This window comes from Pseudoalteromonas sp. MM1, assembly GCF_030296835.1.
Lineage (GTDB): Bacteria > Pseudomonadota > Gammaproteobacteria > Enterobacterales > Alteromonadaceae > Pseudoalteromonas.
Genome location: NZ_AP027923.1, coordinates 222,666 through 238,059, shown reverse-complemented (window position 1 = coordinate 238,059; position 15,394 = coordinate 222,666). Strand labels below are relative to the sequence as shown.

The 15,394-nt window shown below is 41.3% G+C and carries 13 protein-coding genes; 10 read left to right on the top strand and 3 right to left on the bottom strand.

Going from position 1 to position 15,394, the window contains the following annotated elements:
* Positions 1–75: 75 nt before the first annotated feature.
* Entirely contained in the window at positions 76–294 is a 219-nt protein-coding gene (locus tag QUE46_RS17720; protein WP_286248997.1) for a DUF6500 family protein, read from the bottom strand.
* Between the two features lie 10 nt (positions 295–304).
* Positions 305–562 (bottom strand): hypothetical protein, encoded by a 258-nt coding sequence (locus QUE46_RS17715; protein WP_286248995.1) that lies wholly within the window; start codon positions 560–562, stop codon positions 305–307.
* Positions 563–1,184: 622 nt separating this feature from the next.
* Here QUE46_RS17715 and QUE46_RS17710 point away from each other — a divergent pair.
* Positions 1,185–1,610: a hemerythrin domain-containing protein gene (locus tag QUE46_RS17710; RefSeq protein WP_286248993.1), complete on the top strand. Its 426-nt coding sequence runs from the start codon at positions 1,185–1,187 to the stop codon at positions 1,608–1,610.
* Between the two features lie 81 nt (positions 1,611–1,691).
* Here QUE46_RS17710 and QUE46_RS17705 read toward each other — a convergent pair whose 3' ends face one another.
* The gene (locus tag QUE46_RS17705) at positions 1,692–2,105 is read right to left on the bottom strand and encodes a hypothetical protein (protein WP_286248990.1); all 414 of its coding nucleotides are present in this window, start codon (positions 2,103–2,105) and stop codon (positions 1,692–1,694) included.
* A gap of 275 nt (positions 2,106–2,380) precedes the next feature.
* Between QUE46_RS17705 and QUE46_RS17700 the strand changes: the two genes are divergently transcribed.
* The 9 genes from QUE46_RS17700 (at position 2,381) to QUE46_RS17660 (ending at position 15,381) form a co-directional block, all read left to right on the top strand.
* Positions 2,381–4,735: a TonB-dependent siderophore receptor gene (locus tag QUE46_RS17700; protein WP_286248988.1), complete on the top strand. Its 2,355-nt coding sequence runs from the start codon at positions 2,381–2,383 to the stop codon at positions 4,733–4,735.
* Between the two features lie 21 nt (positions 4,736–4,756).
* Entirely contained in the window at positions 4,757–6,910 is a 2,154-nt protein-coding gene (locus tag QUE46_RS17695) for an FAD-dependent oxidoreductase (protein WP_286248986.1), read from the top strand.
* Between the two features lies 1 nt (position 6,911).
* Positions 6,912–7,718, top strand: coding sequence for a DUF547 domain-containing protein (locus tag QUE46_RS17690; protein ID WP_286248984.1), 807 nt, complete (start codon positions 6,912–6,914; stop codon positions 7,716–7,718).
* Positions 7,705–8,982 (top strand): ABC transporter substrate-binding protein, encoded by a 1,278-nt coding sequence (locus QUE46_RS17685; protein ID WP_286248982.1) that lies wholly within the window; start codon positions 7,705–7,707, stop codon positions 8,980–8,982. Before QUE46_RS17690 ends, QUE46_RS17685 begins: the two co-directional genes overlap by 14 nt.
* Positions 8,979–10,733 (top strand): ABC transporter permease, encoded by a 1,755-nt coding sequence (locus tag QUE46_RS17680; protein WP_286248980.1) that lies wholly within the window; start codon positions 8,979–8,981, stop codon positions 10,731–10,733. The genes QUE46_RS17685 and QUE46_RS17680 overlap by 4 nt, the downstream gene beginning before the upstream one ends.
* 22 nt (positions 10,734–10,755) lie before the next feature.
* Positions 10,756–11,394, top strand: a complete 639-nt coding sequence (locus QUE46_RS17675; protein ID WP_286248978.1) for an ATP-binding cassette domain-containing protein — start codon at positions 10,756–10,758, stop codon at positions 11,392–11,394.
* Between the two features lie 27 nt (positions 11,395–11,421).
* Positions 11,422–12,066 (top strand): CDP-alcohol phosphatidyltransferase family protein, encoded by a 645-nt coding sequence (locus tag QUE46_RS17670; RefSeq protein WP_286248976.1) that lies wholly within the window; start codon positions 11,422–11,424, stop codon positions 12,064–12,066.
* On the top strand, positions 12,059–12,850 hold the full coding sequence (locus QUE46_RS17665; RefSeq protein ID WP_286248974.1) for a sterol desaturase family protein: 792 nt from the start codon (positions 12,059–12,061) through the stop codon (positions 12,848–12,850). Before QUE46_RS17670 ends, QUE46_RS17665 begins: the two co-directional genes overlap by 8 nt.
* 404 nt (positions 12,851–13,254) lie before the next feature.
* Positions 13,255–15,381 (top strand): glycoside hydrolase family 16 protein, encoded by a 2,127-nt coding sequence (locus QUE46_RS17660; RefSeq protein ID WP_286248971.1) that lies wholly within the window; start codon positions 13,255–13,257, stop codon positions 15,379–15,381.
* Positions 15,382–15,394: the final 13 nt, after the last annotated feature.

Genomic DNA, 15,394 nt, shown 5'->3' with positions numbered 1-15,394 from the left:
TAATAACTGTGACACCCATCTTAAATTAACAAACTAGGTTTTCGCTTTATACAACTATTCAAATGGGCGTCAAGGTTATTTTCCATCAATAATCAATTGTTTTATTTTGTGGGCTTTTTCAAAGTGATCTAATTTATGGGTGTGTATCCACCAAGTTGCGGCTTGCATGAGCAGCTCTGGGTTGTCGTTTTTATTTGCAAAAAAAGCATAAAAAGAAAGCCCTACATTTTCGCCTTTGGCTGCTATTTTTTTATCGCACACAGCAACAATTTTTGCTCTTAACGCTTTATTCATTGCTTTACCTTTAGTTAAAAAGCCCATTTAAAAAATGAGCCAGCGTTTGCAAAATACTCCTATCTAACACGCCATGATTCTCAAGCGCTTTATTAGGTACATTTACGTTTGCAGCTTTGCATTCATTGTTAAATGACTCATTTTTATGTGTTTGCGTTTCGTATGCAATATCAGCTTGCTCCATACACTTTGCAGAGCCCGCATAAGGCTTTGCCGCACAGCCAGTTAGAAATATACACAGTAAGAATACAGTTAAAAACAATTTCATAATCAATCCTATTTTACGCACCCTTCAGTTTTAAATTATAGCTGCAAGTTTGCTCACTTAGTCGGCTATCAAAATAAGTAAATCAATAAAAAACACTGCAACTTCATCAAAAAAGTATCCTCTTTAGCATCCTTTTTTATTTGAGCGCTCATACATTCATTGTAAACCTCTGGGCTTGTTTGGCTGCCATTTAACCCAGTCATTCCCGCTTCTTCCCTGCATAAACTACTTCCATAATGCGGCGCTGTACTACATGCACTTAATAATGCGCAAAGTAACAATGTTGTAATCGAGATTTTTATGCTCATCCTTAAACTGTCCTCTAAGCTATCCCTTAAACTGTCCCTTACACTAAAGCATCAATAGGGTAATGTATTTAAATTGTACCTATATAGTATCACTACTTTATCACTTCAAATAAAAATGCAGCCAGCAAATAATTGTAAGGTTCTGTAGATCTAAAGCCTGAAAATATTGCATAAGCGTGCTTGTAAAACTTACAGGCCGCATACTCCCACGAACAAATAAAAAATATAAGTTAATTAAATACAACAAGTTAAAAAATGGCACTTAGCTTGCTTTAACATTTGTAAGCTATTAAAGAGCAAGTAAAGGATTAGTTATGAATATATTTGAAGCGCTACGTCACGATCACGATAAACAACGTAAATTGGTAGATGCACTTATTCAAACTCACGGCGATACAACTGAGCGCCATAAGCTAATGGGCGAGCTTAAAACCCAATTAGAAGATCACGCTAAATTTGAAGAGCGCTATTTTTATAACCCGCTTATGTTTGATGATTTAACGCATGAAAAAGCTCGCCACAGCGTTGCAGAGCACCACGAAATAGACGAATTGATTGAACAACTTGAAGATACCAAAATGAGCTCATCTGCCTGGTTAGTTGCGGCTAAAAAGCTGCATCATTTGGTGCATCATCATTTAAGTGAAGAAGAACATGAGGTATTTCAGTTAGCGGGTAAAGCTTTAACCGAAGGTCAAAAAGAGAGCCTAGCTGATCAGTATAACGATGCAATGCATTAGAACCGACATCCATACACTCCCCTGTGTACTTATTGGTTATAAGCCGTATGGCTTATAACCATTTTTTTGCTTTAAATAAAATTATTTAACAGTAAGTTTTACGTCTTGGTCACGTAATAGGTAAAGTGCAAAACACGCTGCCCACATTGGCCACGCTGTAAAAAATAGTAAGTTATTAAAGCCATCAATATACTGGTTGTAAGATGAAAGTGTAGAAAGACCGTGCATTACAAAAATTACGCCATAAGTAAGGCGTTTTTTAATACCTGCCACAAAGGCCAACACTAAAATAAGTTGTAATCCACCCAGCACATAAGCAACAACATCAGTAGAGCCGCTAATTCCATAAAAATGCTCAAAAATACGTGCGCTATGCCCAGGATTAACAAACTTATCAAACGTCCACATAATCATTACAATAAATACGCCTAAACGTAGTGAAAAAAGCGACCATTGCAGACGATTTTGAAAATCAGTACCTGTTGTACCAGTCATAAAATTTCCTTAAAACTAAATAATTTAATGTTGAAACTAGCAAGACCGCTGTTAAGCAATTTTATTTCACAAAAAACAAAAATATTTTCAGTCATTTACCTGTCCAATTTCAGCATTAATTTCGTATAGTAATTTTTATAATTAAAAGTTTGCCTCTATGCTAAGCTTTTAACGTTTCGTTCTAAAAAACAAAAAGAATTAATATTCACTGAAAGTTATTTACAAAGCTACAGGTCTTTATTGCCACATTCACACTAACTAAAATGAGAACCCTTTTGAAACATTCATATTTGGCACTTTTTATAGCCGCTTCACTCACAACTAATTTTTATGCTCATGCGGCAGAACCTGCAAGCAATACCGATTCGATTGAACGTATTGAAGTGGCAGGCCAAACTATTAAATCTCAAGGGCTTTCTGTAAAAGATGCTACTATTAACGGCCCCTTCGGCGACAACCTAGCACTGCAAGATATAGCCCGCTCGGTCACGCCTATTTCAAGCGAGTTAATAGAGCAGCTAAATATTACTACCCTACAAGACGTACTTGCAGTAAGCCCAAACACTTATTCTGCAAGTGGCTTTGGTGCGCCAAGTTTACCTACTATTCGTGGCCAATTGGGTGAGCTTTTTCAAGATGGTACACGTCGCCAAGCGGGTAATAATGGCTTTGGCGTGCCGTTATCGTTCAACTCTATAGAACAAATAGATGTAGTAAAGGGTGCCCCGCCGGTTTTATTTGGTTCAAGCCAACGTAACGGTGGTTTTGTAAATTTACATTCAAAAGTTGCTTCTACAGATGAAAGTAAGGGTAAGGTTAAGCTCTCTGCAGGACGATGGGATCAATACAGCGCCCAAGTAGATTACACAGCGCCGATTATAAAAGACAAAGTTGGCCTTAGAGTAAGTTACGAGCACCTCGATGAAGGCAGTTACTACGATTACTCAGGCACTAAAAGCGACAGCTTATTTGCAGCACTACGGGTATTACCAGACGACAAAAGCAGTTGGGATATTAACTTTGAGCTATACCAAGTTGAATTTACCGATAACGCCGGTATTAACCGCCCTACCCAAGCCTTAATTGATGATGGCCTTTATATTACCGGCCAAGGCGTGCAAGCAAATGGCAGTACCGTACCCGCAGCGGGTTCTATTGTGTCGCCTACTGGGCAAGTAAAAATAGATCGCAGCACCGTACTTACCGACCCTGATAACCAAAACGAAGCAACAACCTACTTAATTCACAGCATTTATAAGCGTGAGCTAAGCGCTAATGCCTCACTTAAAAACATTACGTATTTTCAGCATTTACAGCGTGAAGAAATAGCCCAAAACAGCTTTGTAGAAATTATAGACGGCGCCGATACAGCGCAAAACCGCACTGAACTTACCTACAGATGGAATAGCGACCAGCAAACAATTTTTGCTTTTGACGTACGCTATAACAAAGTACTTGGCTACAGCCAATTTACAACCGAGGCCGACTTACCAATTGATTTAACTGGCCCACTTTCAAACCGTCGCATTCCTTTAACCGATGCACAAAAAGCGCGTTTAGTAGAGCTAAGCCCAGGTGTATTTGTATCACCTGGTGGCCAATACGATTTAGATAACGATGGCAGCGGCGACTTTAACTTATCAGACACCACCGACTCACGTTCATGGCAAACCGGGCTTGCAATCCAACAAGATTCAGATTGGGGCGATAAACTTCATACTAGTGTGGGTTACCGCATCGATTTTTACGATGTAGAAGCAAACGACCCTATTGCACCACAAGGCCAAGTTGCTGCAAGCGATAGCATTAACGAAACCCTGCATTCTGGCCAAGTTAGCTTTAACTACAAAATAAATGCCGACTATACCACTTACGGTGCAGCAAGTTATAACGAAGCAACATCAAACAGTATGGCTGGCGGTACATCGCTTGGCAGCGATAACACCATTAGCGCACAAAATTTTGCTACCGAAAACACATTAGTCGAGTTTGGCTTAAAGTACGCCCCAACCGACAGCGATTGGTACGCTGATGGCGCGGTATTTAGCCAGCGCCGCAGTTTACGTAATCGCGACGGCAGCAATACAGGTATTCGTACTACAGGTTTTGAAAGCCAAATATTTTACGATGCTTACCCTTATTGGCTAAGTGCGGGTTATAGCTACATAGATGCTCGTTACGACAATTCTGCAAGCAGCCAAGACTCTGCTCAAGTAATCGATGCGTTTGACAATTCGCGTCCAGATATTATTGCAGGTACCGGTGTTGGCGCGCCAAGTTTTACCGCGTTTGCACCTTCAAACCGCCAAGTTCAGGGCATTCCTGAGCAGTCGTTCAGTTTTAACGGAAATTATTCAATTAATTCGAAATGGCAAATGGGTTTTTCAGGTCTATATACAAAGAGTTACCCATTAGACTTTTTGGCAACAGTTAAAATTCGTGATCAATACACACTAAACGTTAATACTAGCTACGCATTTACGCCTAGCACTAAGTTGCGATTAGATGTAAACAACGTCACTAATCAAAAAAACTGGCGCCCAGTATTTGAAGGTGGTTACTTTGGCGCAACGCTGGCTTTTCCAGAGTTACCAATTAACGCAAAACTAACACTTTCACATAATTTTTAAGAACGTTTTAAGAGAGAGAACATGATAAAAAAACTATTTTTGATATTGATTGCAGCAGTCGTAATAGGCATGTTCTTTCACTTTAATTTACACCAGTTACTTACGCTTGAAGGCTTAAAAGGCTCTATGGAGCAATTTAACCAATATAAAGAACAATCACCATTATTGGTTTTTGGTGGCTTCTTTTTACTGTACGTAGTAGTAACGGCTCTCTCTTTACCGGGTGCGGCAATATTAACATTAGCCGCAGGTGCGTTATTTGGCTTAGTTGAAGGCTTACTTGTAGCCTCTTTTGCCTCAACTGTAGGTGCTACGCTTGCCTTTTTAGTATCGCGTTACTTACTGCGCGATACAATTAAACAACGTTTTCCTGAGCGATTAGACGCTATTGACGCAGGCGTTGAAAAAGAAGGTGGCTTTTACCTATTTACACTTAGATTAGTGCCAGTATTTCCGTTCTTTTTAATTAACTTATTAATGGGTGTTACTGCAATTAAAGCGTGGACCTTTTACTGGGTGAGCCAAGTAGGCATGCTTGCAGGTACATTTGTATTTGTAAACGCGGGTACGCAACTTGCGCAAATTGAAAGCTTATCAGGCATTTTATCGTTAGATCTTATTTTATCGTTCGCTTTATTGGGTGTGTTCCCATTCATTGCCAAAGGAATCCTAAACGTGTTTAAAAAACGTCGCGTATACAAAAATTACACTAAACCTAAAAAGTTTGACCGTAACATGATTGTTATTGGCGCAGGTGCTGGCGGCTTAGTTACAAGCTACATTGCAGCAGCAGTTAAAGCCAAAGTAACCCTTATTGAAGCCGGCGAAATGGGCGGCGACTGTTTAAACTACGGGTGTGTGCCAAGTAAAGCTGTTATTAAAAGCGCTAAAATTGCCGAGCAAATTCGCCATGGTGAACACTACGGCCTTGAAAACGCGACGCCGCAGTTTTCGTTTAAAAAAGTAATGGCACGTGTACACCAAGTAATTGCCGACGTAGCCCCACACGACAGCGTTGAGCGCTACACAAACCTAGGTGTAGATGTTGTAAAAGGCTACGGTAAATTATTAGACCCGTGGACTGTAGAAATTAAACTTAACGATGGTGGCACACAAACATTAACCGCCCGTACTATTGTTATTGCCACTGGCGCACGCCCATTTGTACCGCCATTACCTGGTATTGAAGAAACAGGCTATGTAACAAGCGATACATTATGGACTAAATTTGCTGAGCTTGAAGAAGCACCTAAAAAGCTTGTTGTACTTGGCGGTGGTCCAATTGGTAGTGAACTTGCACAAAGCTTTGCACGCTTAGGCTCAAATGTTACGCAAATTGAAATGGCTGAACGCATTATGATCAAAGAAGACCTAGAAGTGTCTACCTTTGCTCACGAAGCGCTTACTGAGAGCGGCGTAAACATTTTAACCTCGCATCAGGCACTTCGCTGTGAAGCGCGCGATGGCAAAAAATTCATTGTGGTAAAACATAACGATACCGAAATCGATATTGAATACGATGAGCTCCTATGTGCTGTGGGCCGAAGCGCTCGCCTTAAAGGCTACGGCCTTGAAGAACTCGGCATAGAAACAAACCGTACTGTAGTAACTAACGAATACCTTGAAACGCTTTACCCTAACATTTTTGCCGCGGGCGATATTGTAGGTCCGTATCAGTTTACGCACGTAGCCGCTCATCAGGGTTGGTACGCAGCAGTAAATGGCTTATTTGGTAATCTTAAAAAGTTTAAAGTAGATTACCGTGTTATTCCGTGGACCACATTTATTGACCCTGAAGTAGCACGTGTTGGCTTAAACGAGCAAGACGCTATTGATAAAGGCATAGACTACGAGATCACTCGCTTTGAATTTGAAGAGCTAGACCGCGCCATTACCGACAGCGCCACCAAAGGCTTTATCAAAGTAATTACACCAAAAGGCAAAGACAAAATACTCGGTGTTACTGTGGTATCTGAGCATGCTGGTGATTTAATTGCTGAGTTTGTACTGGCAATGAAACACGGTTTAGGCCTTAACAAAATACTAGGCACAATTCACAGCTACCCAACTTGGGCTGAAGGTAATAAGTACGCAGCAGGCGAGTGGAAACGCGCTCATGCACCTGAAAAAGTACTTAACATGCTTGAAAAATACCACACATGGCGCAGAGGCTAATATGTTTAAAACACCTTTAAAAGCACTATTGTTAGGGTCGGCTTTGTTTGCAACATCGTTTGCAAGCAACGCTCAAAACATACACGACAGCTGGAATACATTATTAAACAACCATGTTGTAGCTATTAATCATGGCCACAGCACAGAAGTTGATTACGCTGCAATTAAAGCTAAGCACAGCGAGCTTAAAACCTATTTAGATTCGTTATCGGCGGTTACGCAAAATGAGTTTGATACATGGGAAAAACCTAAACAGCTGGCGTTTTTAATCAACGCGTATAACGCCTTTACTGTTGAGCTTATATTAACAAAATACCCAAACCTTAAATCAATTAAAGATTTAGGCAGTTTTTTTAGCTCACCATGGAGCAAAGAGTTTGTACCATTACTTGGTAAAACTCGCAGCCTTGATGATATAGAGCATGGTTTAATACGTGGCAGTGGTAAATACAACGACCCACGTATTCACTTTGCTGTAAATTGCGCAAGTATTGGCTGCCCAGCACTACGTGAAGAAGCCTACACAGCCACTGATTTAGAAAGCCAATTGCAAGCGCAAACGGTGCGTTTTTTATCAGACATGACCCGTAACATAGCGCAAGATAACACGCTAAGTGTGTCTTCAATATTTAAGTGGTACGGCGATGATTTTGAACAAGGCTTTAAAGGCGCAAACACGCTGCAGCAGTTTTTTTTGCTATATCCAAAAGCACTAAAGCTGATACCCGCTCAGCAAAAAGCGCTTAAAAATAACGACATGAAAGTGAAATTTTTAGACTACAACTGGGATTTAAATGCTCGCCAATAAATGTTGGCAAACATTATCGCGATACAGCGTGTGCTGTGTCGCGTTTTGCATTTGCCTTGTTATTAGCTTTAAAAGCCTAGCAAGTACACAATTACAAAGCCGTTGGCAGCAAATTGAAAGCTTAGGCAAAAACCAAAGCGTCTATTTTTATGCCTGGGGTGGTGATGCGCAAATAAATGCGTATATTCAATGGGCTGCGCAGCAAGTAAAAACCAAATACAACATAAATTTAGTACATGTAAAGCTAAGTGATACCAGCGAAGCAGTAAGCCGGGTACTGGCCGAAAAATCAGCAAACAATAACGATAAAGGCAGCGTAGATTTAATTTGGATAAACGGTGCTAACTTTGCCACCATGAGCGAGCACTCATTATTACTTAAACAATGGGCTAATAAGCTGCCTAATTTTAGCTACACCGACCCTAGTAATAACCCTGCGGTTAATTTTGATTTTGGAATACCCACTAATGGAATGGAAGCACCTTGGGGCCAAGCATCGCTCACCTTTTATTACGACAGTTTAGCAATTGACGGCACTGCAAATAACACGTTACCAACAACCTTAAACCAATTGCTTAGCTGGAGCACAAAAAATCCGGGGCGTTTTAGCTACCCCAAACCGCCTGACTTTTTAGGCATGAGCTTTTTAAAATACGCGCTTGTTATGCTACATCAACAAAGTGATGATACACTTAAAGCGCAGTTAAATCAGCCTGCTACAGCACAAAATACAGCCCAAGTATTAAGCCCATTATGGGATTTTTTAAATAAACTGCACCCAACACTTTGGCGCGATGGCAGTCATTTTATGCAAAGTGGTGCGCAAATGCGCCGTTTAGTAGGCGACACCGAGCTAAGCATCGCGTTTACGTTTTCAGCGCCCGAAGTACCCGCCGCCGTTAAACGTTATGATTTACCAAAAAGTATTCGCAGTTATGCAATGCAAGATGGCAGTTTAAGTAACACCCACTTTGTGGCTATTCCTTATAATGCAAGCCACCAGCAAGGTGCGCAGTTAGTGGCTAATTTTTTATTAAGCCCAGAGGCGCAAGCTCAAAAACAAAAAGCGCCTATATGGGGCGATAAAAGTGTACTTATTCAATCAACGCTAACACCACAGCAACAAGCCTTATTTAAAACAACGCAACCACATCCAAGCGCGCTGCCTTTAAATAGTATTAAACGCACACTAAGTGAGCCACACCCAAGCTGGGTAAGCGCGATTATGCAAGGTTGGCAAGCGCGTTATGGAGTAAGCCAATGAGTGTTGTTTCAAATAAGTTAGCAGCAAGCCCAGCGCTTAAACCACATAAAAGCGCCGATATGTTTAGTAAATTAGTTAAATTAAGCCCACGCTTTTTACTGGCATTGCTAATTTTACCGGTAATAGGCGGCCTAATTAGCGTGCTATTACCCGCTTTTGGCTATGCGCCGGTACTTGAACATACAACACTTGGCCTACATGGCTTTACTATGCTTATGCAAACACCCGGCCTTACGCACATGGTTATGCTAAGTGTTGGCACCGGATTAATAAGCACCTTACTTGCCTTTGTCATTACGTTAATGATTTTAGCGGCATTTTTTAATAGCCCGTGGCTTAACCGTATTCAGCGTTTACTGAGCCCAATACTGGTAATACCCCACGCAGCAGCCGCTATAGCCGTAGGTTTTTTAATAGCCCCTTCGGGTATGATCTCGCGGTTAGTATCGCCTTGGTTTAGTGGATGGGAACTTGCCCCTAACGGCATGTTTCCGCATGACTCGTTTGGTATTAGTATAATTTTAGGCTTAACCCTTAAAGAGCTGCCTTTTTTACTGTTAATGGCGCTAGGTGTGCTTGCCCAACCTGAGCTTGGCAAAAAACTGCGCCAACAACATAAAGTAGCGCTTAATTTAGGCTACTGCCCTATGACTGCTTTTTTTAAAGTGATACTGCCAAGCCTTTACCCATTATTGCGCCTTCCCATTTTAGCCGTATTGGCTTATGCCAGTGCAAGTGTAGAAATGCCACTTATTCTGGGGCCAAATACACCACCCACCTTGGCTGTCGCTATTATGCATTGGTTTAACGATGTAGATTTAAACCTGCGCATTAAAGCCTCTGCAGGGGCATTATTACAGTTTGTACTTACTGGTGGTTTACTCGCTCTTTGGCTTGGCGGCGAAAAAACCATAAAAGCATTATTTAGTGATTTACTCACCAATGGCGAGCGAGAATATGGCGGTGTTTATTGGCAAAAAATAACAACCGTATTAACAGTATTTGTAATTGGCTTTATTTTGCTTTCATTAATTGGCTTAATTATGTGGTCGGTTGCCGGATTTTGGCGTTTTCCGGCGGCACTGCCCGAGCAGCTCACGCTACTTCACTTTAAAAGTGCGCTAATGCAAATGCAAAACCCGCTTTTTAATACCCTTGCTATAGGGCTAGTTACTACGTTATTTGCCATTATTATTACGCTTTTATGCTTAGAGTCAGAGCAGTTAAGTGCAAAACCTATGTCGCGCTTTACCAGCTTAATTATTTATTTACCGCTGCTTGTACCAAGTATTGCGTTTTTATTTGGCCTAGTGTGGCTGCAACAACTAGTAAATAACCAAGCGGCGTTTTTAAATGTGGTATTTACCCATTTATTGTTTGTACTACCGTATGTGTTTTTATCGCTTGCGAGCAGTTATAGGCGATTAGACCCTCGCTTTGCTCATGTAGCAGCAAGCCTTGGCGCAACGCCCTGCAAAGTGTTTTTACACGTAAAATTACCCCAGTTATTTGCCCCTATTTTAATTGCAGCAGCACTTGGTTTGGCCATTAGCTTTGGCCAATATTTACCTACACTTTTAGCCGGTGGCGGGCGCATTGCAACCATAACAACTGAAGCGGTTACCCTTGCTAATGGCGCAAGTAGGCGTACCAGTGCGGTGTATGCCATTATGCAAATGGCATTGCCACTCATAGGCTTTATACTGGCGTGGGTGTTACCAAAGTACTTTTTTAAAAGCGCCCATCGCTAACCCATAAATTAAAAGGTTTTTAATGCAGTCATCTTTAGAGGTTAAAAATTGTCAGCTTTATCGTCAAAACCAGCAATTACTAAGCTTAAACGAGCTGGTAAAAGGCGGCGAAATACTTACTATTATGGGGCCATCAGGCAGTGGTAAATCAAGTTTATTAAATTGGCTTACCGGCACATTACCCACTGGTTTTAGGGCAAATGGCGAAGTGTGGCTTAACGGTGAAAATATTAATAACTTGCCTGCACATTTACGCCACATAGGTGTGCTTTATCAAGATGCGTTATTATTTTCGCATTTATCGGTAAGCGGTAACATTGCTTTTGCTATGCCTAAAGGCAATAAAAAACAGCGCCTTGAAAAAATAGAGCGCGCCCTTGAACAAGTAGGATTAAAAGGCATGGCTAATCGCCACCCCGACAATCTCTCTGGTGGGCAACAAGCACGCGTTGCTTTACTGCGTATGCTATTAAGTGAGCCAAAAGCTATTTTGCTTGATGAGCCATTTAGCAAACTCGATACCCAATTAAGAGTAGATACCCGCGAGCTGGTATTTAGCCAAATACGTGAGCATAAACTGCCCGCTATTATGGTAACCCACGATCATAGCGATGCTGAGGCCGCAAACGGCAAACTGCTCACCTTAAATTTAGCCAAATAAACGCACAAATAGTACAAGGCACCAAGCATGTTAGACAAATACATCACCCCGGTAATAAAGCCACTATTAACCCCGGTTGTAGCATTAATGCACAAGCGCGGTATAACGCCCGATCAACTTACTGTGGCAGGCTTTTTAATAGGGCTATTAGCTGTACCATTCATTGCGTTTGAAATGTGGTACGCAGCGTTAACGGCTATTGCATTAAATCGTATTTTAGATGGGCTTGATGGCGCATTGGCACGCCATGCAAATTTAAGTTCAAGCGCTGGCGGTTTTTTAGATATTACCCTCGACTTTTTATTTTACGCGGCAATTCCGCTTGGCTTTATTTTGGCAAACCCTGAGCAAAATGCCATTGCAGGCAGCATATTACTGGCCACTTTTATAGGCACAGGCTCAAGCTTTTTAGCCTTTGCCATAGCCGCCGAAAAATTTAAGCTCGAAAAACCCCAGTTTAAATACAAAAGTTTTTACTATTTAAATGGCTTAACCGAAGGCACAGAAACCATAGCGTTGTTTATTGCCTTTTGTATTTGGCCGCAGCACTTTGCCATAATGGCAAGTATTTTTGCTACTGCGTGCGCTATTACTATTTTTACACGTATACATGGTGGATATAACACGTTAAAACGCCAAGAAGCTGATGAGGTTACACAAGCTAATGAGTAATGAAATTTGGTGGCGTTTAGGGTTCTTTTTTAGCATTTTGGTAATTATGATGCTGCTAGAATCGCGTATGCCCGCACGTAAATCGCCTATAAAAAGCAACACCCGATGGTTTGCTAATTTTGGACTCGTGTTTGCTTCATCACTAATTGCCCGCTTAAGTGTGCCCATAGGCTTAACCGCCGTAGCGCTTTATAACCAAGAGCACGGTATTGGTTTATTTAATCAAATAGCCACACCAAGTATTGTTGCTATTATTTTAAGCATGTTACTGCTTGATATACTTATTTATTGGCAGCACCGGCTTTTTCATCAGGTGCCTATTTTGTGGCGTTTACACCGTGTACACCACGCCGATGCCCATGTAGATACCAGCACAGGTTTGCGTTTTCACCCTATCGAAATTGTACTCAGCATACTTATAAAATTGATTGCCGTAACCGCTTTAGGTGTACCCGCTATTGCAGTATTAATATTTGAAATAGCACTTAATGGTTTAGCATTATTTAATCATGCAAATATACGCTTGCCACAAGCAATAGAAAAACCACTTCGATTAATTTTAATGACCCAAATACTGCATCGTATTCATCATAGCCAACGCGTGAGCGAAACCAATTCAAACTACGGATTTAGCCTTATATGGTGGGACAAACTATTTGGCAGTTACAAAAATGAAGCGCAAAAAGCCGATAACGATATAAATATAGGCTTAAAAGAATACCCTAACCCGCAGCAAAACGCCTCGCTGTGGGGCTTGCTAATCATGCCTTTTAAAAATAAATAGCCTGGTGCTATATAGCACCAGCTTACACGCCATAAGCTGGCAAAATAACACGTTAGAATCTTATAAATGTACCGATTAAAAACCCAGATAGCGACATGCTAGCTCAGCTTATCGCGCTTTAAAATGTTGCATATTAGCTAATTAAAAAACCTACCAAGAAACTTTAAACCACTAATTTTACACATTATTCTATCAAAAGTTCAATTTAGCAAACTGGTCTTACCGTAAACTAAATGTAAATATAATAAACAAATATGTTGACCATTTACTTGCTGCGCAATATTATTTGTAAGCGCTTACAAAAACACATATAAAATGTAAGCGCTTACAATGAATAAATAGAGTTCTTTTAAATAAGTATAAACACACATTCTGACAACAATCTGTGAAACCGGGGTTCAGCTATGAACATTGAAAAAACACACATTGCTCGCTTACTGGCTGCTATTTCGTTAGCGTCTTTAGCTGGCTGTGGTGGCGACTCTGCCACAACATCTAATTTTGAAAATATCGACGCTTCTGAGCCAGTTTCAGATTGGCAGTTAGTATGGAGCGACGAGTTTGAAGACTCAACCATTGATACTAACAAGTGGAACTTTGAATTAAACTGCGATGGCGGTGGTAACAACGAAAAGCAATGTTACACCGACAGCGAAGAAAACGCCTTTATACAAGACGGTGTGCTTAACATTGTTGCCCTACCTGCAGAAGAAGGCGCTGAAAAGCCATACACGTCTGCGCGTTTAAATACCCGTTACAATGCTGATTTTACTTATGGCCGCTTTGAAGTACGTGCAAAGCTCCCTTCGGGTCAAGGCAGCTGGCCTGCGTTTTGGATGCTACCAACCGATGAAGAATACGGTACATGGCCACGTTCTGGCGAAATTGATGTTTTAGAATCAGTAAACCTAAAAACCGCTGATGAGGATGGCGGTGTTGAATCAAGCATTCATGGCACATTGCACTATGGCCGCGCATGGCCAGATAACAGCTACACAGGCCAAGAGTACAAATTTCCTGAAGATACTAACCCGGCAGATGATTTTCATACTTACGCAGTAGAATGGCAAGAAGGTGAAATTCGCTGGTACGTTGATGGCTACCTATATGCCACACAGCGCCAATCAGAAGTATTATATAATTCCAAAGGCGAAGCAGCAGGTTTGAAACATCGCGGTTGGTTTGCCGAGTATTTTGAACAAGGTTCTGGCGAGCTTGAAACCCATTGGGACAGCGCGCCTTACGATAAAGACTTTCACTTATTGTTAAATTTAGCCGTAGGCGGCGACTGGCCAGAAAATGTAAATGAGTTAGGTATCGATGCCAGCGCATTTGAAAACGGTCAAACTTTTGCAATTGATTACGTGCGCGTTTATCAATGTGCATCAAACCCAGATACCGGCAAAGGCTGTGAAACTATTCGCCCAGGTTACGACAGCCTAGACGATGCCCTACTTGAAGGTGAAGCGCCTATTCCAATAGCAGGCGGAGTTACTCCATTAACCATTTTTGGTGATTCTTTTAATATTAATTGGCCCGCATGGGATTGTTGCGGAGGTTCAACTCCGGCAATAGTTGTTGACGATCAACAAGGTAATACTGTTGAATTTACTGTCGGTGAAAACCCAACGGTAAACGGCTTTATTTCAAGAGCTGAGAATATTACTGCTGAGTCAGGTGTTGCCTCTCCCTTTGATGCAACGCCACTTCTAGCAGAAGGATACTTTCAATTTAAGATGAAAGTAATGAATGCTCCATCGGACCCAAACTCCACCTGGGTTATAAAGCTTGAAAGCGCAGGTGACTCGCCAACTGCGGCTGAATTGCCAATTACTCAAAGCGTTGAAGGTATTGCGCCGGTTGTGGGCCAATGGCAAACATATACATTTAAATTAACCGATCTCGTTGCTGCAAACCTAGATATTAGCGCTATTGATGTAGTTATGATCTTTCCAGTTTGGGGCACTGGTAATGGCGCTGTTTATAGAGTTGATGATGTAAAAATAACTCAAGACTTTCCTATGCTAGACGTTTTCTCTGATACTCAAAATCTTGATTGGCCAATGTGGGACTGCTGTAGCGGCTCTACACCAGTGGAAGTAATGGATGATGAAGACCATGGTATAACAGCAGAGTTTACAATAAATGAAACGCCTACTGTAATGGGCTTTAATAGCCGTACATCTGTTGGCGGGAGCGGCGAAGCATTTGATGCAAGCGCTATCATAACGGTTGGTCAAATTACGTTTGATATGAAAGTTACGAGTATGCCAAGCACACCCGATGCGCCATGGTTTTTTAAAGTTGAGTCAAACGAAGGTGACTCTGCCGTAGAGATTGCACTTACTGAAAGTGTTGAAGGCATTGCCCCTGTTTTAAACGAATGGCAAACATATACTTATACACTTTCTGACTTATCGGCGGCCGGTTTAGATGTAAGTGCAATAGATGTATTAATGATTTTTCCTAATTGGGGCCAAGGGGCTGGCGCAACATATCGTGTTGATAATGTGACAATTTCAAACCCATAAAAACACACACTAC

Excerpts from the sequence above, each read along its gene's own strand:
- QUE46_RS17720 (WP_286248997.1), bottom strand. The coding sequence starts at position 294 with ATGAATAAAGCGTTAAGAGCAAAAATTGTTGCTGTGTGCGATAAAAAA.
- QUE46_RS17715 (WP_286248995.1), bottom strand. The coding sequence starts at position 562 with ATGAAATTGTTTTTAACTGTATTCTTACTGTGTATATTTCTAACTGGC.
- QUE46_RS17710 (WP_286248993.1), top strand. The coding sequence starts at position 1,185 with ATGAATATATTTGAAGCGCTACGTCACGATCACGATAAACAACGTAAA.
- QUE46_RS17705 (WP_286248990.1), bottom strand. The coding sequence starts at position 2,105 with ATGACTGGTACAACAGGTACTGATTTTCAAAATCGTCTGCAATGGTCG.
- QUE46_RS17695 (WP_286248986.1), top strand. The coding sequence starts at position 4,757 with ATGATAAAAAAACTATTTTTGATATTGATTGCAGCAGTCGTAATAGGC.
- QUE46_RS17690 (WP_286248984.1), top strand. The coding sequence starts at position 6,912 with ATGTTTAAAACACCTTTAAAAGCACTATTGTTAGGGTCGGCTTTGTTT.
- QUE46_RS17685 (WP_286248982.1), top strand. The coding sequence starts at position 7,705 with ATGCTCGCCAATAAATGTTGGCAAACATTATCGCGATACAGCGTGTGC.
- QUE46_RS17680 (WP_286248980.1), top strand. The coding sequence starts at position 8,979 with ATGAGTGTTGTTTCAAATAAGTTAGCAGCAAGCCCAGCGCTTAAACCA.
- QUE46_RS17675 (WP_286248978.1), top strand. The coding sequence starts at position 10,756 with ATGCAGTCATCTTTAGAGGTTAAAAATTGTCAGCTTTATCGTCAAAAC.
- QUE46_RS17670 (WP_286248976.1), top strand. The coding sequence starts at position 11,422 with ATGTTAGACAAATACATCACCCCGGTAATAAAGCCACTATTAACCCCG.
- QUE46_RS17665 (WP_286248974.1), top strand. The coding sequence starts at position 12,059 with ATGAGTAATGAAATTTGGTGGCGTTTAGGGTTCTTTTTTAGCATTTTG.
- QUE46_RS17660 (WP_286248971.1), top strand. The coding sequence starts at position 13,255 with ATGAACATTGAAAAAACACACATTGCTCGCTTACTGGCTGCTATTTCG.